The 17,132-nt window shown below is 72.6% G+C and carries 14 protein-coding genes; 12 read left to right on the forward strand and 2 right to left on the reverse strand.

Features of this window, described 5'->3' with window-relative positions:
• Positions 1–70: 70 nt before the first annotated feature.
• The 9 genes from ACFVSL_RS16695 to ACFVSL_RS16735 all read left to right on the forward strand — a co-directional run bounded on the left by ACFVSL_RS16695 (position 71) and on the right by ACFVSL_RS16735 (position 11,355).
• Positions 71–589 carry a dihydrofolate reductase gene (locus ACFVSL_RS16695; protein ID WP_386942156.1) on the forward strand — a complete coding sequence of 173 codons (519 nt, stop codon included), beginning with the start codon at positions 71–73 and terminating at the stop codon, positions 587–589.
• A gap of 296 nt (positions 590–885) precedes the next feature.
• Positions 886–1,755: a type IV toxin-antitoxin system AbiEi family antitoxin domain-containing protein gene (locus tag ACFVSL_RS16700; protein ID WP_386942100.1), complete on the forward strand. Its 870-nt coding sequence runs from the start codon at positions 886–888 to the stop codon at positions 1,753–1,755.
• Between the two features lie 299 nt (positions 1,756–2,054).
• Entirely contained in the window at positions 2,055–3,029 is a 975-nt protein-coding gene (gene dapA, locus ACFVSL_RS16705; RefSeq protein ID WP_386942101.1) for a 4-hydroxy-tetrahydrodipicolinate synthase, read from the forward strand.
• Positions 3,030–3,115: 86 nt separating this feature from the next.
• Positions 3,116–4,792: a ribonuclease J gene (locus tag ACFVSL_RS16710; RefSeq protein WP_386942102.1), complete on the forward strand. Its 1,677-nt coding sequence runs from the start codon at positions 3,116–3,118 to the stop codon at positions 4,790–4,792.
• A 105-nt stretch (positions 4,793–4,897) separates the two neighbouring features.
• The gene (locus ACFVSL_RS16715) at positions 4,898–5,389 is read left to right on the forward strand and encodes a GNAT family N-acetyltransferase (protein WP_386942103.1); all 492 of its coding nucleotides are present in this window, start codon (positions 4,898–4,900) and stop codon (positions 5,387–5,389) included.
• Between the two features lie 147 nt (positions 5,390–5,536).
• On the forward strand, positions 5,537–7,177 hold the full coding sequence (locus tag ACFVSL_RS16720; protein ID WP_386942104.1) for a collagen-binding domain-containing protein: 1,641 nt from the start codon (positions 5,537–5,539) through the stop codon (positions 7,175–7,177).
• 78 nt (positions 7,178–7,255) lie between these two features.
• Complete coding sequence (locus ACFVSL_RS16725) at positions 7,256–10,174, forward strand: DNA translocase FtsK 4TM domain-containing protein (protein WP_386942105.1); 2,919 nt, start codon at positions 7,256–7,258, stop codon at positions 10,172–10,174.
• Positions 10,175–10,195: 21 nt separating this feature from the next.
• Positions 10,196–10,798 (forward strand): CDP-diacylglycerol--glycerol-3-phosphate 3-phosphatidyltransferase, encoded by a 603-nt coding sequence (pgsA, locus tag ACFVSL_RS16730; RefSeq protein ID WP_376940778.1) that lies wholly within the window; start codon positions 10,196–10,198, stop codon positions 10,796–10,798.
• Between the two features lie 29 nt (positions 10,799–10,827).
• On the forward strand, positions 10,828–11,355 hold the full coding sequence (locus ACFVSL_RS16735) for a CinA family protein (protein WP_386942157.1): 528 nt from the start codon (positions 10,828–10,830) through the stop codon (positions 11,353–11,355).
• A 4-nt stretch (positions 11,356–11,359) separates the two neighbouring features.
• Here the strand turns inward: ACFVSL_RS16735 and ACFVSL_RS16740 are convergent, their stop codons facing one another.
• Together ACFVSL_RS16740 and ACFVSL_RS16745 are read right to left on the reverse strand one after the other, a co-directional pair.
• A complete protein-coding gene (locus ACFVSL_RS16740) occupies positions 11,360–12,070 on the reverse strand; it encodes a response regulator (RefSeq protein ID WP_386942106.1) in 711 nt (236 codons plus the stop codon).
• Complete coding sequence (locus ACFVSL_RS16745) at positions 12,067–13,713, reverse strand: ATP-binding protein (RefSeq protein ID WP_386942107.1); 1,647 nt, start codon at positions 13,711–13,713, stop codon at positions 12,067–12,069. The genes ACFVSL_RS16740 and ACFVSL_RS16745 overlap by 4 nt, the downstream gene beginning before the upstream one ends.
• Before the next feature lie 226 nt (positions 13,714–13,939).
• Here ACFVSL_RS16745 and ACFVSL_RS16750 point away from each other — a divergent pair, with 226 nt between their 5' ends.
• From ACFVSL_RS16750 to ACFVSL_RS16760, 3 genes are read left to right on the forward strand one after another with little or no spacing between them, the layout of a single operon-like run.
• The gene (locus ACFVSL_RS16750) at positions 13,940–15,019 is read left to right on the forward strand and encodes a Bug family tripartite tricarboxylate transporter substrate binding protein (RefSeq protein WP_386942108.1); all 1,080 of its coding nucleotides are present in this window, start codon (positions 13,940–13,942) and stop codon (positions 15,017–15,019) included.
• Positions 15,016–15,576: a tripartite tricarboxylate transporter TctB family protein gene (locus ACFVSL_RS16755; RefSeq protein ID WP_386942109.1), complete on the forward strand. Its 561-nt coding sequence runs from the start codon at positions 15,016–15,018 to the stop codon at positions 15,574–15,576. Before ACFVSL_RS16750 ends, ACFVSL_RS16755 begins: the two co-directional genes overlap by 4 nt.
• Positions 15,569–17,128, forward strand: coding sequence for a tripartite tricarboxylate transporter permease (locus ACFVSL_RS16760; RefSeq protein ID WP_386942110.1), 1,560 nt, complete (start codon positions 15,569–15,571; stop codon positions 17,126–17,128). Before ACFVSL_RS16755 ends, ACFVSL_RS16760 begins: the two co-directional genes overlap by 8 nt.
• The last annotated feature ends 4 nt before the right edge of the window (positions 17,129–17,132 follow it).

The following is a 17,132-nucleotide window of genomic DNA, read 5'->3' on the forward strand; positions in this document are numbered from 1 at the left end:
GGATGCCCCGGCGCGAGCCCCGCACGGCGACGACGCGCCCCGCACGGGTGAGCGCGAGGCATCCGAGGCGATGCCGGCGCGCATCGGACTCGTCTGGGCGCAGGCCGACGGGGGAGTGATCGGCCGCGACGGCGGGATGCCGTGGCACGTGCCCGAGGACCTCGCCCACTTCAAGGCCGTGACGCTCGGCGCCCCCGTCGTCATGGGCCGCAAGACCTGGGACTCGCTGAACCCCCGGTATCGGCCCCTGCCCGGGCGCCGCAACATCGTGGTGACCCGGCAGCTCGACTGGGCCGCCGACGGCGCGGAGCGTGCCGGCTCGCTCGACGAGGCGCTCGCGCTCGCCGCCGACGTGGACCGGGTCTGGGTCATCGGCGGCGGGCAGCTCTTCGCCGAGGCGATCGACCGGGCCGACGTGCTCGAGGTGACCGAGCTCGGCCACCCCGGCGGCTTCGCGCCCGAGCCGGGCGACGTGCTCGCCCCGCTCGTGCCGCCCGCCTTCTCCGTCGTCGCCGCCGACCCGGCCGACGGCACGCACACCTCCCGCACCGGCATCCACTACCGCTTCCTCGGCTACCGCCGGGCCTGACCGGCCCGTCGCCGCTCGGGGCGAGTCGCAGGACGGGACCCGCAACACGCCGCTGGAATGGACGGTCTCGACCCGCGCGTCCGGCGACTCGCAGCGCGGCACTGCGTGCGCCGAGCGAGTCGCAGGATGATCGGGGCGACGCGCCGCCGGTCGGGCGTGTTTCGTCGGTCGGCTCCTGCGACTCGACGAGCGCGCCCGGCCGGCCACTGTTCCTCCACAGGCCGCCCGCGGTGCGATCTCCACCGTCCACCCGCGGACGAACGGGCGGACGCAGCCGCGATCGGCAGGATCGTGGCATGCGCATCCATCCGGTCGAGGTCCGCCGGTGGTGCGAGAGCCTCGGCGGAGTCGCCCGCACCGCCGAGCTCGCCCGCGTCGGCGTCGATCGGCACTCCCTCCGAGCAGCGCTCGACGCGGGCGAGCTGCGGCGCGTTCGCGAAGGGGTGTACGCGACACCCGACACCGGTGCCGAGGTCATCACCGCGGTCCTCCACGGCGGTGCACTCGGATGCGCGAATCGCCTGCGGGCCGAAGGGCTGTGGCTCATCGGCTGCGACGACCGCGTCCACGTGTCGATGCCGCCGACCGGTCGCCGCAGGCCGCACGCCGGGTGCGCGTGCGTCAGCCACTGGACCGCGAGCACGACCGACGGCGGCATGGGCTCGCTCGCCGATGCGCTCGTGCAGCTGCTGCAGTGCCGGGGCGCTGAGGACTTCTTCGTCGCACTCGAGTCCGCGATGCGGAAGCGCCGGTTGTCGAGGTCCGGGGTGCAGCGGCTTCGTGCTCGCGTGCAGGCGCAGCACCGCCATCTCGTCGACTTCGCGAGATGGGACGCCGACAGCGGACTCGAGTCGTTGCTGCGACTCCGGTTCCGGCGGTCCGGCCTCGATCTCGCCCCGCAGGTCCGGATTCCCGGAGTCGGGCGAGTCGACTTCGTCCTCATCGGCCTCGTCGTCATCGAGGTCGACGGCGTGCCCGGCCACGCGGACTCGCCGCTCTCGAGGCACAAGGATCTCGTGCGCGATGCGATCGCTTCAGCGCACGGGCTCGAGACCCTGCGGTTCGACTACGCGCTCGTGGTGCACGAGTGGCCGCTCGTCGAAGCGGCGATCCTCGCTGCGGTCGATCGGGCCCGGCGGCGACGTGCGCGACGAGTCGTCGGATGAGCGGGTCCCCGGCGTCCCCGTCGCGGCGTGTCGCCCGGCCGGTCCGTCGACCTGCCGCGCCGCAGCGCGGCTCGCGCGGTGCGCGCGGTGTGTGCGGTGCGCGTGGCGCGCAGCGGGGCGAGTCGCAGGACGATCGGGCGCGCAGCCGCCCGAGCTGCGGCGCGTCGGCCGACCGGTCCTGCGACTCGACACGCCACGACGTCCGGAGCCCTGGCAGGCCGCGGAGCGCGGGTGCGCCGCATGACCCGGCGGGTCGCCGCCGCCCCGAGGCATCCGCTCGAACCGATACGCTGGTGGGCGTGACTCAAGAGAACCCCTTCGGACAAGTGCTCGTCGCGCTCGTCACGCCGTTCACGGCGGACGGCGAGGTCGATTGGCCCGGGGTCGAGAAGCACATCGATCACCTCATCCAGGGCGGTGCCGACGGCATCGTCGTCACGGGCACCACGGGCGAGACCTCGACCCTGACCGACCCCGAGAAGATCCGGCTGGTCGAGGTCGGCAAGGACGTCGCGGCGGGGCGCGCGAAGATCATCACGGGCGGCGGCTCGAACGAGACCGCGCACGCGATCGAGCTGTACAAGCACTCCGAGCAGGCCGGCGCCGACGGCATCATGATCGTCACGCCGTACTACAACAAGCCGACCCAGGCCGGCATCCTCACCCACTTCCGGATGGTCGCGGACGCGACCGACCTGCCGGTGATCCTGTACGACATCCCCGGCCGCACGGGCGTGCCGATCAAGTACGAGACGATCCTGCGGCTCGCGAAGCACCCGAACATCCTCGCCGTGAAAGACGCGAAGGGCGACTTCTCCGAGGTCAGCCGGGTGCTGAACCAGACCGACCTCATGTACTTCTCGGGCGACGACGCGAACGTGCTGCCGCACCTCGCGATCGGCGCGACGGGCCTCATCGGCGTCACGGCGAACATCGCCCCTGCGCCGTACCGCACGATCGTCGACGCGGTGAACCGCGGCGACCTGAAGGCGGCCACCGAGGCGCACCAGCAGCTCGAGCCGCTCGTGCGCGCCGTCATGACGCACGTGCCCGGCACCGTCGCGGCGAAGTACATCCTGCACGGCCTCGGCCGCATCTCGAGCCCGCGGGTGCGTCTGCCCCTCGTCGGTCCCGAGGAGTGGGAGGCCGCGCTCATCGAGGACGAGATCGACCTCGTGAGCGGCATCCCGGGCGTCGACTTCCACAACTTCCGACCCGACCGCAACGCCGCCGCCGGCGGCGCACTGCCGAAGGTGGCCGGCACCACCCGCTGAGCGGGCGGCGGTCCACCTCACCACGAGACATCCGCGGCGCCGTGAGCGTCGCACCGAACTGAACACCGCAACGTTAGGAGGGCACTGTGCCCGACACCGTCATCGATCCCGCTCCGCTCGAAGCAGGGACGCTCCGCATCATCCCGATCGGCGGCCTCGGAGAGGTCGGCCGTAACATGACGAGCTACGAGATCGACGGCAAGATCCTCATCGTCGACTGCGGCGTGCTCTTCCCCGAGGAGCACCAGCCGGGCGTCGACCTGATCCTGCCCGACTTCGGCTTCCTCCGCGACCGCCTCGACGACATCGTCGGCGTCGTGCTGACGCACGGCCACGAGGACCACATCGGTGCGGTGCCGTATCTCTTGAAGCTCCGTCGCGACATCCCCCTGATCGGCTCGCAGCTGACCCTCGCCCTCGTCGAGGCGAAGCTCAAGGAGCACCGCATCGCTCCCTTCACGCACACCGTGAAGGAGGGGCAGACCGAGGAGATCGGCCCGTTCGACCTCGAGTTCATCGCGGTGAACCACTCCATCCCCGACGCGCTCGCCGTCGCGATCATCACCGATGCGGGCACGGTGCTCGCGACCGGCGACTTCAAGATGGACCAGCTGCCGCTCGACGGCCGCCTCACCGACCTGCGCGAGTTCGCGCGCCTCGGTGAAGAGGGCGTCGACCTGTTCATGGTCGACTCCACGAACGCGGACGTCCCGGGCTTCACCCCGCTCGAGCGCGAGATCGGCCCCGTGCTCGACCAGGTCATCTCGCGGGCGCCGAAGAAGGTCGTCGTGGCGAGCTTCTCGAGCCACGTGCACCGCGTGCAGCAGGTGCTCGACGCGGCGCACGCGAACGGGCGACGCGTGGCCCTCCTCGGCCGCAGCATGGTGCGCAACATGACCATCGCCGCCGACCTCGGCTACCTGAACGTGCCGGAGGGGGTGCTCGTCGACTACAAGAAGGCCGGCGACATCCCCGATGAGAAGATCGTGTACATGTCGACGGGCTCGCAGGGCGAGCCCATGGCGGTGCTCAGCCGCATGGCGAACCGCGACCACCAGATCGAGATCGGCGAGGGCGACACGGTGATCCTCGCCTCGAGCCTCATCCCCGGCAACGAGAACGCGGTCTACCGCGTGATCGACGGGCTGACGAAGCTCGGCGCGAACGTCGTGCACAAGGCCAACGCGAAGGTGCACGTCTCGGGCCACGCGGCCGCGGGCGAGCTGCTCTACTGCTACAACATCCTGAAGCCGGCGAACGTGCTGCCGATCCACGGCGAGTACCGCCACCTGCAGGCGAACGCGAAGCTCGCCCGCGACACCGGCATCCCCGCCGAGAACACCTTCATCGGCGAGAACGGCACGGTCTACGACATGACCGACGGCGTCGTGCGCGAGGCCGGCCAGCTCGACCTCGGCTTCGTCTACGTCGACGGGTCGACCGTCGGCGAGATCACCGACGCCGACCTGAAGGACCGCCGCATCCTGGGTGAAGAGGGCTTCATCTCGGTCATCGTCGTCGTGGATGCCACGACCGGACGCGTCATCTCGGGCCCCGAGATCCACGCCCGCGGCTTCGCCGAGGACGACGCCGTGTTCGAGGACGTCAAGCCGAAGATCGTGGCCGCACTCGCCGAGGCGGCGCAGAACGGGGTGCGCGACTCGCACGCCCTGCAGCAGCTCGTGCGCCGCACGCTCGGCACCTGGGTGAACCGGCGTCTGCGCCGCCGCCCGATGCTCGTGCCGCTCGTCATCGAGGCGTAGGCGGCGCGCCGCCGGCCGGCACGACCGACCGGGGCGGCGCGCCCGGGAGCACCCGCGCGCGTCACACGAAACACGGCCGAAACACCCCGGTCGTAGCATCCGCGCATGTCGACGTTCACGCTGCGCCCCGCCGCCCCCTCCGACGGGGCGTTCCTCGCCGACATGGTCGTCGAGGCCGCGAACTGGCGGCAGGGCGCGGCGCGGCCGCGGCCCGAGGTGCTCGCCGATCCGGTCTCGCGGGGCTACATCGCGGGCTGGCAGCGGCCCGCCGATCGCGGCGTCGTCGCCCTCGACGAGGGCGGACGACCGGTCGGCGCGGCCTGGTACCGCCTGTTCTCGGTCGAGCAGCGGGCGCACGGATTCGTCGCGACCGGGGTGCCCGAGCTCATCATCGGGGTGCGCCCGCTGTGGCGGGCGCAGGGCGTCGGCCGGGCGATGCTGCAGGGGCTCGCGGATGCCGCGCGCTCGGCCGGGTTCGCGAGGCTGACGCTCTCCGTCGAGCACGGCAACTTCGCGGGCGTGCTCTACCGCTCGGAGGGGTTCGCGGTGGTCGAGACGGCCGGCGGGCGCGACACCATGGTGCGCGTGCTGAGCTGATCGGGCCGGCGGGGTCGGTGTCCTTCCGGGCGTTCGGTCGAGCGTCCGGCTAGATTGGAGATGCGCGGCGACGTTCGTCGAACCCGAGGTTCCGAAACGACGACGACCACCCCTGAGTGGCCCGCTCGTGCGCGCGCTGGGGGAGAAATGGCACGCAACATCCGACGCGGTCGCCGTCTCGCGGTCGTCGCCGCACTCGGCATCGGCCTCGCCGCACCGGCGGCCGCGGGAGTCGGCGACGTCCCGACGGCGCAGGCCGCGACGCCCGAGACGTTCAATCCGTTCGTCGCGGCGGGCGGCTATTCGATCTACGCGCGGGGCGACGCGGACCTCGGCGGCAGCGAGACCGAGGGAGCGGTCGCCGTCGGCGGCACGTTCAGCGTGCGCGCGGGCAGCACCTACCCGGTCATCCACTTCACGGCCGGCACCGCGGACTACGGGATCCCGACGGTGAACGGCGACCCGACCCGGCTGCTCATCGGCTCCTACGACGCGGCGTCGGACGGGCGGGTCCAGATCTCGAACGCCGGCAGCGGGGGAGACCCCGCTCGCGACGGGATCCTCAAGGTCGCCGACGGCGATCCGGCGTTCGGCTACTTCGAGCGCGGCGGGTTCACCCGCTACCGGCTGTCGTCGGCCGGCGCGGACGATCCGCCCCTCATCGACGTCGAGGCGCTGCCCTTCGTCTCCGCGGCCGAGTCCGAGGCCGCCATCACGACCGAGCTGCCGGCGGTCGCCGACTACGTCGAGGCCGACATGACGTGGACGTACGACGAGGCCGCCCAGTGCCTCGCCGACGTCGCCGACCCCGCGAACGGGCTCGCCGCCTTCCCGACGATCCTCGAGGAGTCGGGCGGTCGCCTCGTGCTCACCGGCCTGGCGACCGATCGGCCCAACGTCGTGACCTACGAGGATCGCGGCGCCATCCAGATCCAGTTCGAACCCGACGTGCAGCTCGGGCCCGCCAATCCGCTCATCGTCCGCGTGCCGGCGGGCACCACCGTGATCAAGGCGCCCTTCGGCGCCGAGGGCGAGACCAAGAACTACATCTTCTACGACCTGAGCGAGGTGACCGGCGCCGTGACGATCGAGTCGGCCGTCGGCGAGGGACGCATCGACGGCTCGATCTACGCGCCGGACGTCGACCTCACGGTGGGCGGGTCGCCGCTCGACGGCCAGGTGATCTCCGACGACCTCACGACGAGCCTCGGCAGCGGCGAGACGCACGCCTACTTCTTCAAGGGCGAGGTGCCCTGCGCCGCGTCGCCCGGCACCAGCACCTTCACGATCGAGAAGACGCTGAACGGCGCCGCCGCCGGTCTCGTGCCCGACGGCACGGTGTTCGTCGTCGACTACGTCCGCGACGGCACCGACACCGGCTCGCTCGTGGTGCCGGTCGGGCAGACCGTCGTCATCGCCGACCTGCCGCCGGGCACCGTCATCTCGCTCACCGAGATCGAGTACCCCGAGATCGACGGCGTCGTCTGGGGCACGCCGACGTGGACGGTCGACGGCGTGGTGCTCGTCCCCGACGCGGACGGCACGGTCTCCTTCACGGTCGGCGAGAGCTCGATGGTCTCGATCGAGCTCGACAACGTCGCGAACGCGCCGACGCCCACGCCCACGCCGACGCCGACGCCGACCCCGACCCCGACGCCCGGCGGCGGGGGAGAGCTCGCCGAGTCGGGCGTCGAGCCCGGCACGTGGGGGGCGCTCGGCGGCGGCGTCCTGCTGCTCGGGGCGCTGCTCGCGGCCGCGGGCCGCGGTCGCGCACTCGGGGGTCGCTGACCCGCGGCGGCACACGGATCGCGGACACTCGCGGCGGCCTGACGGGTGCCGTCGGCGGTCGGCCCTAACGTAGACCGCATGGCTACGAGCACCAGGTCGAACGGACGCGCCTCCGGCACGCCCGCGCGCGGGGGTTCGAGGTCGACGAGTGCCAAGTCGTCGGGCGCGAAGACCGCGCCCACGAAGAAGCTGCCCGCCACGACCTCGCGCGCGACATCCGCGAAGGCCGCGGCCGCGGCATCCGATCGTCCCAACCTCCTCGTCCGCATGTGGATGGGGCTCGCCCATGTCACCGGCGGCGCGGCGCGCGCCCTCGGCCCAGAGACGCTCACCAAGGAGGAGCGCCGCGACGGCCTCCCGTTCTTCCTGGTGCTGCTCGCGATCGCCGGCGCGGTCGTCGAGTGGTTCTTCATCAACGAGCCCGTCGCGCAGACCCTCGACGCGTGGACCTTCGGCATGCTCTTCGGCCGCGTCGCGTTCGCGCTGCCGATCATCCTGCTGATCTTCGCCGTCTGGCTGTTCCGCCACCCGAGCTCGGTGCACGACAACACGCGCATCGGCATCGGCGTCGGCATCTTGCTCGTCAGCGTCTCGGCACTGTGCCACATCTTCGGCGGCCAGCCCGAGCCGAGCGAAGGCATGGCCGTGCTCGCGCGCGCGGGCGGCATCCTCGGGTGGATGCTCGCAGCCCCGCTGATCCTCCTCCTCACCGAGGTGGGTGCGACGATCGTCGTGATCCTGCTGGTGCTGCTGGCGCTCCTCATCATCACCAAGACGCCGCCGAATCGCATTCCGGCTCGGTTCCGCGAGCTGTACGCGTGGCTGTTCGGCGCCCCCGAGGAGGCCGAGCAGCCCGAGGCCGAGCTGAAGCCGTCGCGCCGCGACCGGCGCAAGAGCGTGCAGACCGAGCTCGACGGCATCGACGGCGAGGGCGACGACGACGAGCCCACCGGGCTCCTGCCGTGGTGGCGCCGCAACGCCTCGAACCGCGAGGAGGACCCCGAGTTCGAGGCGCCCGGCGTCGACGGGCTCACCGAGGTCTTCGGCCAGGGCTCTGCGGCGGGCAGCTTCGAGAGCCCGATCGAGGGCGTCGGCGGCGGTGCGGGCGCGGTCGCGGGGGAGTACGGCACCGAGGTGCTCGGCGACCTCGAGCGCGCCGAGTCGGCGCTGCAGCAGTTCACCGGGGAGGCGCCGCAGGGCGGCCGCGGGCTGCGCGGCGACGATGCCGGGGCCACCCAGGCGGTGCCGCTCTACGACGCGGGCGCCGACTTCGCCGACGACCAGGCCGGCGCTGCGGCCGGCGCCGGCGGCGAGGCATCCGAGTTCGACGGGATGGGCGACGACGCCCCCGAGCGCCCGTACTTCCTGCCGTCGGCCTCGACGCTCGCGGCGGGTCCGCCGGCGAAGACGCGTTCGCAGGCGAACGACGAGGTCGTGCGGCAGATCACCGGCGTGCTCGACCAGTTCTCGGTCGACGCGAAGGTCACGGGCTTCTCGCGCGGCCCGACCGTCACGCAGTACGAGATCGAGCTCGGCCCCGGCGTGAAGGTCGAGCGCGTCACCGCGCTCTCGAAGAACCTCGCCTATGCGGTCGCCTCGAACGAGGTGCGCATCCTCTCGCCCATCCCGGGCAAGAGCGCGATCGGCGTCGAGATCCCCAACGCCGACCGCGAGACGGTGACCCTCGGCGACGTGCTGCGCTCCCAGGCGTCCGTCGGCGCGAAGCACCCGATGACCATCGGCGTCGGAAAGGACGTGGGCGGCGGCTACGTCGTCGCGAACCTCGCGAAGATGCCCCACCTGCTCGTCGCCGGTTCGACCGGCTCGGGCAAGTCGAGCTTCGTCAACTCGATGATCACGAGCCTCCTGATGCGGGCGAAGCCGTCCGACGTGCGCATGGTGCTCATCGACCCGAAGCGCGTCGAGCTCGCGCCGTACGCCGGCGTCCCGCACCTGATCACGCCCATCATCACGAACCCGAAGAAGGCGGCCGAGGCGCTGCAGTGGGTCGTGAAGGAGATGGACATGCGGTACGACGACCTCGCGTCGTTCGGGTTCCGCCACATCGACGACTTCAACAAGGCCGTCGTGAACGACGAGATCATCCTGCCCGCGGGCAGCGAGCGCAAGCTCAAGCCGTATCCGTACCTGCTCGTCGTCGTCGACGAGCTCGCCGACCTGATGATGGTCGCCCCGCGCGACGTCGAGGACTCGATCGTGCGCATCACGCAGCTCGCGCGCGCTTCGGGCATCCACCTCGTGCTCGCGACGCAGCGTCCGTCGGTCGACGTCGTCACCGGCCTCATCAAGGCGAACGTGCCGTCGCGGCTCGCGTTCGCCGTGACGAGCGTCACCGACTCGCGCGTCATCCTCGACCAGCCGGGCGCCGACAAGCTCATCGGGCAGGGCGACGCCCTGTTCCTGCCGATGGGCGCGTCGAAGCCGCTGCGCGTGCAGGGCGCCTGGGTGACCGAGGCCGAGATCGAGAAGGTCGTCACGCACGTCACGCGCCAGGCGCGGCCCGAGTACCGGCAGGATGTCGCGGCCGCCGTCGAGCGGAAGGAGATCGACTCCGACATCGGCGACGACCTCGAGCTGCTGCTCGCCGCAGCCGAGCTCGTGGTGTCGACCCAGTTCGGGTCGACCTCGATGCTGCAGCGCAAGCTGCGCGTGGGCTTCGCGAAGGCCGGCCGCCTCATGGACCTGCTGGAGTCGCGCGAGATCGTCGGCCCGTCGGAGGGTTCGAAGGCGCGAGACGTCCTCGTCACCGCCGAGCAGCTGCCGGGCGTGCTCGCGAAGCTCCGCGGTGAGCCCAGCGGGCCGAGCGCGCCGTCGGCGCCGCAGGTCGTGCCCGCGGCGGCCCCGGTCGCGCCGAGCGAGGCGTACGACGCGCCCGACGACCGCTACGACGACCCGGTCGGGCGCATCCCCGAGGGGCTCGAAGAGGTCGAGGCCGACGGCGACGAGGACGCCTGGGGGCTCACCGGCCGCGACTGATCGGCCGCTATCCTTGGGCGTATGACCTCCTCCGCCGGCACCCCCGGGCGATCGGCGAACTGGAATCTTCCGAACGCCATCACCGTGGTGCGCATCCTCGCCGCGCCCGTGTTCTTCTGGCTGCTCCTCGCCGACGACGGCGCCGACGGCCCGCTCCGCTGGTGGGCTGCGGCGCTGTTCATCGTGGCGATCGCGACCGACGGCATCGACGGGCACATCGCCCGCTCGCGGGGGCTCATCACCGACCTCGGCAAGATCCTCGACCCCATCGCCGACAAGCTGCTGACGAGCGGCGCACTCGTCTGCCTCTCGATCCTCGGCGAGCTGTGGTGGTGGGTGACGATCCTCATCATCGTGCGCGAGGTCGGCATCACCGTGTGGCGCCTCGTCGAGCTGCGCCGCGGCAACGTCGTGCCCGCCTCGTCGGGCGGCAAGCTCAAGACCGTGGTGCAGGCCGTCGCGATCTCGCTCGCGCTCGTCCCGCTCTGGACGATCGTCGGCGACTGGATCCTCTGGGTCAACTGGGCGGTCATGGGCCTCGCGCTCGTCCTCACGCTCTGGTCGGGCCTGCTCTACGTGCGCGACGCGGTGCGCCTCGCGCGGGGCGCCGGCGCCGCGAGCTGAGCGTCGTGAGCGCCGAGACGAGCGATCGGATGCCGCGCCCCGACGAGTCGACGAGGGCGCTCATCGAGCTGCTCACCCGCCGGAACCTGCGCGTGGCGGTCGCCGAGTCGCTCACGGGCGGCCTGGTCGCGGCCGAGCTCACCTCGGTGCCGGGGGCCTCGCTCGTCGTCTCCGGCGGCATCGTCGCCTACGACACCGCGGTGAAGGCCTCGCTGCTCGGCGTCGACGGCGCGCTCCTCGACCGCGAGGGGCCGGTGCATCCCGAGGTCGCGCGGCAGATGGCGCGCGGCGTGCGCGCGGCGCTCGCGATCGACGGTCGCCCGGCCGACGTCGGCCTCGCGACGACGGGCGTCGCCGGCCCCGACTGGCAGGGCGGTCGCCCGCCCGGCACCGTCTTCCTCGGGATCTCGGTCGACGGCGGCGGCGGCGGCCGCGGTGCCCGCGGCGACGACGCGGACGCGATCGAGCTCGCACTCACCGGGGACCGCGCCGAGATCCGGCAGGCCACCGTGCGCGCGCTCGTCGAGCACGCCCTCCGGCGTCTCGGCGACGGCTGACGGCCTACCGCGGCAGGCGGTAGCGGTGCTCGGGTCGCCCGGCCGAGCCGTAGCGCGGCGCGACCTCGGCGGCGCCCGTGGCGACGAGGTGCTCGAGGTAGCGCCGTGCGCTCACCCGCGACATGCCGAGCGTCTCGGCGATCTCCGCAGCCGACGCGTCGCCGGCTCGGGCGGCGAGGCCGGCGGCGACCCGCTCGAGGCTCACGGCCGAGAGCCCCTTCGGGAGCGTGCCCCGACGGACGGGAGCCGAGCCGAGCGCGGCGTCGACCGCGCGCTGGTCGAGCGCGGCGGGCGCGGCGCGGTCGGCCGCGATGCTGCGGCGCACCTCGTCGAGGCGGTCGCCGAGGCTCGCCCCCGAGAACGGCTTGACGAGGTAGTGCCGCACGCCCAGCAGTCGGGCCGTGCGCACGGTGTCGAGATCGCGGGCCGCGGTGACGGCGATGACCTCGACCTCGTCGCCCGCGGCGCGCAGGCGACGCAGGACGTCGAGGCCGCCGAGATCGGGCAGGTAGATGTCGAGCAGCACGAGGTCGGGGCGGAGGCGTGCGATCGCGGCGAGCGCCTCGGCCCCGGTGTGCGCCTCGGCGACGACGGCGAATCCGGGGTGGGCGGCGACGAACGCCCGGTTGACGCGGGCGACCGCGAGGTCGTCGTCGACGACCACGACGCGGAGCTCGGCGCCGGCGGGGGAGCTCGCCGAGGAGGCGGCGGTCATCGTGCAGGTCCCGTCGAGGCGTCCGAACCGCCTGCGCCGCCGGTACCGACGCGCCCGGCCGTCGCACCGACCGCTTCGCCCGCGCCGCCCCACGGCAGCCGCACCGTGAAGCGGGCGCCGCCGAGCGGCGAGTCGCCGACGCGCGCCTCGCCGCCGAGGCGGCGGGCGATCCGTTGCACGATCGCGAGTCCGATGCCGCGCCGGGCCTTCCCGGGCACGGGGGCCTTGCCCGACACATCGGGCTCGAAGATCGCCTCGCGCTGGGCGGGAGGAACCCCCGGACCGTCGTCGTCGACCCGCACGACGACGGCGCCCGGCTCGAGGTCGTCGCGCACGTCGAGCACGACCCGGCCGCCGAGCACGCACGCCTCGATGGCGTTGTCGATGAGGTTCGCGACGATCGTCACGAGCTCGGTCCGCGGCTCGGCGCCGTGCGTGGCGTCGAGGTGCGCGTCGGGGGCGAGCTCGACGGCGATGCCGAGCTCCTGCGCGCGGGTGCGCTTCGCGAGCACGAGCGCCGCGATCTCGAGGTCGGCGAGGCCCTCGTGGGCGTCGAGCGTCGAGAGCGCTCCGCCGCTGCCGACGCGTTCGATGAAGTCGAGCGCAGCGTCGAGGTGCCCGAGCTCGAGCAGCCCGCTCACGACGTGCAGCTTGTTCGAGAACTCGTGCGACTGCGCGCGCAGCCCGTCGGCGAGGGTCTGCGCGCCCTCGAGCTCGCGGAGCGTCGTCTCGAGCTCGGTGCGGTCGCGGAGGATGGCGATCGAGCCGATCTCGCGGCCGTCGACGCGCACCCGGTCGCCGTGCACGAGCAGCACGCGTTCGCCCGAGAGCACGGGGCTCTCGCGCTCCTCGCCGGAGGTGATGAAGCGGGCGAGCTCGGGGTCGAGCACCTCGTCGACGCGGCGACCCAGTACCTCGGCGGTCCCGTCGAGGTCGAGCAGCCGGGCGGCGGCGTCGTTCACGAGGACCACTCGGCCCCGGTCGTCGACGGCGACGAGACCCTCGCGGATGCCGTGCAGCATCGCCTCGCGGGTCTCGAGCATGGCGCGGATCTCGTCGGGCTCGAGGCCGTAGATGCGGCGCCGGATGAGCCGGCCGATCCAGGCCGAGCCGATGACGCCGATGACGGCGGCGATCACGAGTGCGACGAGCAGGAGGGTGAGGTTGCCGAGGAAGTCGGCGCGGAGCTCGGACTCGAGGATCCCGACGGAGACCTGCCCCATCACCTCGCCGTCGTCGTCGAAGATCGGCACCTTCACCCGCCACGACTCGCCGAGGGTGCCCGTCTGCGTGCCGACGTAGATCCGCCCCGAGAGCGGGATGGCCGGGTCGGTCGACACCCGCTCGCCGATGCGGTCGGGGTTCGGGTGCGAGTAGCGGATGCCCGCGTCGTCCGAGACGACCACGTAGGTGACGTCGGATGCCTCGCGCACGACCTCGGCGACCGGCTGGATCGTCGCGGCGGGGTCGGCGTCGTCGAAGGCGGAGGTGATGACGGGGAGCCCGGCGACCGACTGCGCGACCGCGATCATGCGGTCCTGGTAGCCCTCGCGGAGCTGCTGCTCCTGGAGCCACATCGCGGTGAGGCCGGTGCCGACGACGGTGACGAGCACGATGGCGAGCTGCAGCAGCAACAGCTGCATGCCAAGCGTCATCGACCGGACCACCTGTCAAGTGTGCCCCACCGGCGGGCGGCCCACGGCATCCCGCCCGCGACCAATACGACCGAATCGACCAGTACGACCGAAGTCTCCGAAACGACCACTACGACCGTTACGACCGCAGCGTTCCGCAGCGCGGGCGCCGTCCCTAGCGTCGAGCCGAATCGATCGTCGCCCGTCGGAGCCGCCGGGCGCTCAAGGAGGAGAATTGCGATCTCGCAGCGGGCCGAGCACCTCGGCCGTCCATTTCCGCATCACGTCCGGTCGTCCCGTCCGCCGGGGCCTCGCGGGCCTCGGGCTCGGGCTCGCCGGAGCGCTGGCCCTCGCGGCGTGCAGCGCCCCGGCGACCGGAGCCGACTCGGGCGGCGACGGCGGCGAGGCCGTCGCGCTCGACTCGGTGAACCTCATCGCCCCCGCAGACCCCGGCGGCGGCTGGGACCAGACCGCCAGGGCGATGTCGCAGGTGCTGACCGACGAGGACCTCGTCGGCTCGGCGCCCGTCGAGAACATCGGCGGCGCCGGCGGCACCGTCGGGCTCGCCGCCCTCGCGAACGAGCAGGACCCGGCGACGCTCATGGTCACCGGACTGGTGATGGTCGGCGCGGTCGAGACGAACGCCTCGGCCAGCCGCATCGAGGACACGACGCCGATCGCTCGCCTCACTGAGGAGGCGCTCGTGCTCGTCGTGCCCGCGGACTCGCCGTACGAGAGCGCCGAGGACCTGGTGGAGGCGATCGTCGACGAGGGCGCCGCGATCTCGGTGACCGGCGGCTCGGCCGGCGGCGCCGACCACATCCTCGCCGGCATGCTGCTCGTCGAGGCGGGGGTCGACGCGGCCGACGTCCCGACGACCCTCAACTACATCCCGAACTCGGGCGGCGGCGAGGCCGTCACGATGCTGCTCGGCAACACCGTGCAGGCGGGCATCTCGGGCGTCGGCGAGTTCGTCGAGCAGATCGAGGCGGGCGAGCTCCGCGCCTTGGCGGTCTCGTCGCCCGAGCGGGTCGAGCTGCTGCCCGACACGCCTACGCTCGTGGAGGAGGGCTACGACGTCGAGCTCACGAACTGGCGCGGCGTCCTCGCACCCGGCGGCATCTCCGACGACGAGAAGGCGGCGCTGACCGAGCTCGTGACCGAGATGCACGCCTCCGGCGGGCGGACCTCGACGCTGGAGGAGAAGGGCTGGAGCGACGCGTTCCTCACGGGCGGCGACTTCGACGACTTCCTCACGAGCGACATCGCCGAGGTGACCTCCACCCTCCAGACGATCGGCCTGGTCTCCCAGTGACCTCCCCGATCCCGGTTCCCCCCGACGCCCCCACGTCGGGGGGAACCCCCTCACGGGCACGCCCGCCCGTCGGCGAGCTCGTCTTCGCCGGCATCTGCGCGGCGCTCGGCGTGTACACGATCGTGGGCGCCGGCTTCATCAGGGTGCCGCCCGGCTCGGCGAGCGTGCTCGGGCCCCGGGTGTTCCCGTACGCCGTCGGGGCGCTGCTCCTCGTGGCATCCCTCGTCGTCGTCGGCCAGGTGCTGCGCGGGCATCGCGGCACGCCCGACGACGGCGAGGACGTCGACCCCGACGCCCCGACCGACTGGCTGACGGTCGCGAAGCTCGTCGTGTGCTTCTGCACCCAGCTCGTGCTCATCGAGCTCGCCGGCTGGCCGATCGCGGTCATGGTGCTCTTCGCCGGCGCCGCCTGGTCGCTCGGCGCGAAGCGCTGGTGGGTCGCGCTCGCCGTCGGCGCGGGCCTCGGGCTCGTGACGCAACTCGTCTTCGGCGCCTGGCTCGGGCTCTCGCTGCCCGCCGGCCCCCTTCTCGACTGGATCCCGATCTTCCATGGATAGCCTCACCGCGCTGCTCGAGGGCTTCGCCACCGCCCTCCAGCCGCAGTACCTGCTCTACGCGCTCTTCGGCGTCTTCATCGGGACCGCCGTCGGCGTGCTGCCCGGCATCGGTCCGGCGATGACCGTCGCCCTGCTGCTGCCGCTCACCTACTCGCTCGACCCGACCGGGGCGCTCATCGTCTTCGCCGGCATCTACTACGGCGGCATGTACGGGGGCTCGACGACCTCGATCCTCCTGAACACGCCGGGGGAGTCGTCCTCGATCGTGACCGCGCTCGAGGGCAATCGCATGGCGAAGGCGGGCCGGGGCGCCGCGGCGCTGGCGACCGCCGCGCTCGGGTCCTTCGTGGCCGGCACCGCGGCGACCCTCGCGCTGACGTTCCTCGCACCCGGCATCTCGAAGCTCGCGGTGCAGCTCGGCCCGGCCGACTACTTCGCGCTCATCGTCGTCGCGTTCCTCACCGTCGGGGCGCTGCTCGGTTCGAGCGTGCCGCGCGGGCTCGTCTCGCTCGGGCTCGGGCTGTTCGTCGGCCTCGTCGGCACCGAGGTCCTCTCGGGGCAGCAGCGCTTCACGCTCGGCGTGCCGAGCCTCGCCGACGGCATCGACGTCGTCATCATCGCGGTCGGGCTCTTCGCCCTCGGCGAGACCCTCTACGTCGCGTCGCGGCTCCGGCACGGCCCGGTGCGGGTCATCCCGGTGACGAAGGGGTGGCGCAGCTGGATGTCGCGTCGCGACCTCGCACGGTCGTGGCGGCCCTGGCTCCGGGGCACGGCGATCGGGTTCCCGATCGGCACGATCCCGGCGGGCGGCGCCGACGTCGCGACGTTCCTCTCGTACGCGACCGAGCGCAGGCTCGCGAAGGGCAACGCCAGGGCCGAGTTCGGCCGGGGCGCGATCGAGGGCGTCGCGGGACCGGAGGCGGCGAACAACGCGGCCGCCGCCGGCGTGCTCGTGCCCCTGCTCACGCTGGGACTGCCGACGACCGCGACGGCGGCGATCATCATCTCGGCGTTCCAGTCGTACGGCATCCGTCCGGGGCCGATGCTGTTCGAGAACCAGTCGGGGCTCGTGTGGGCGCTCATCGCGAGCCTCTACATCGGCAACGTCATGCTGCTCGTGCTGAACCTGCCGCTCGTCGGCATGTGGGTGAAGGTCCTCCGGATCCCGCGGCCGTACCTCTACGCCGGAATCCTCGCCTTCGCGGGCCTCGGCGCCTACGCGCTGCACTTCAACGTGTTCGACACCTTCGTGCTGCTCGTCGTCGGGCTCGTCGGGTTCCTCATGCGGCGCTACGGGTACCCGGTCGCGCCGATGGTCGTCGGCGGCATCCTCGGGCCGATGGCCGAGGAGCAGCTGCGCAAGTCGATGGCCATCAGCCAGGGCGACCTCTCGTACCTCGTGCACAGCCCGTTCGCGATCATCGCGTACTCGGCGCTCGCGGTCATCGTCGTCGTCGGGGTGTGGCTGAAGCGCCGGCGGGCCAGGTTCGAGGCCGCCGGAGCCGAGCCGATCACCGCCTCGCTGCCCGCTTGGGAGGAAGAACGGCGGTGACGGA

The sequence above is a fragment of the Agromyces sp. NPDC058064 genome, from assembly GCF_042885275.1.
Lineage (GTDB): Bacteria > Actinomycetota > Actinomycetes > Actinomycetales > Microbacteriaceae > Agromyces.

Excerpts from the sequence above, each read along its gene's own strand:
- ACFVSL_RS16695 (WP_386942156.1), top strand. The coding sequence starts at position 71 with ATGCCGGCGCGCATCGGACTCGTCTGGGCGCAGGCCGACGGGGGAGTG.
- ACFVSL_RS16700 (WP_386942100.1), top strand. The coding sequence starts at position 886 with ATGCGCATCCATCCGGTCGAGGTCCGCCGGTGGTGCGAGAGCCTCGGC.
- ACFVSL_RS16715 (WP_386942103.1), top strand. The coding sequence starts at position 4,898 with ATGTCGACGTTCACGCTGCGCCCCGCCGCCCCCTCCGACGGGGCGTTC.
- ACFVSL_RS16720 (WP_386942104.1), top strand. The coding sequence starts at position 5,537 with ATGGCACGCAACATCCGACGCGGTCGCCGTCTCGCGGTCGTCGCCGCA.
- ACFVSL_RS16725 (WP_386942105.1), top strand. The coding sequence starts at position 7,256 with ATGGCTACGAGCACCAGGTCGAACGGACGCGCCTCCGGCACGCCCGCG.
- pgsA (WP_376940778.1), top strand. The coding sequence starts at position 10,196 with ATGACCTCCTCCGCCGGCACCCCCGGGCGATCGGCGAACTGGAATCTT.
- ACFVSL_RS16735 (WP_386942157.1), top strand. The coding sequence starts at position 10,828 with ATGCCGCGCCCCGACGAGTCGACGAGGGCGCTCATCGAGCTGCTCACC.
- ACFVSL_RS16740 (WP_386942106.1), bottom strand. The coding sequence starts at position 12,070 with ATGACCGCCGCCTCCTCGGCGAGCTCCCCCGCCGGCGCCGAGCTCCGC.
- ACFVSL_RS16745 (WP_386942107.1), bottom strand. The coding sequence starts at position 13,713 with ATGCAGCTGTTGCTGCTGCAGCTCGCCATCGTGCTCGTCACCGTCGTC.
- ACFVSL_RS16760 (WP_386942110.1), top strand. The coding sequence starts at position 15,569 with ATGGATAGCCTCACCGCGCTGCTCGAGGGCTTCGCCACCGCCCTCCAG.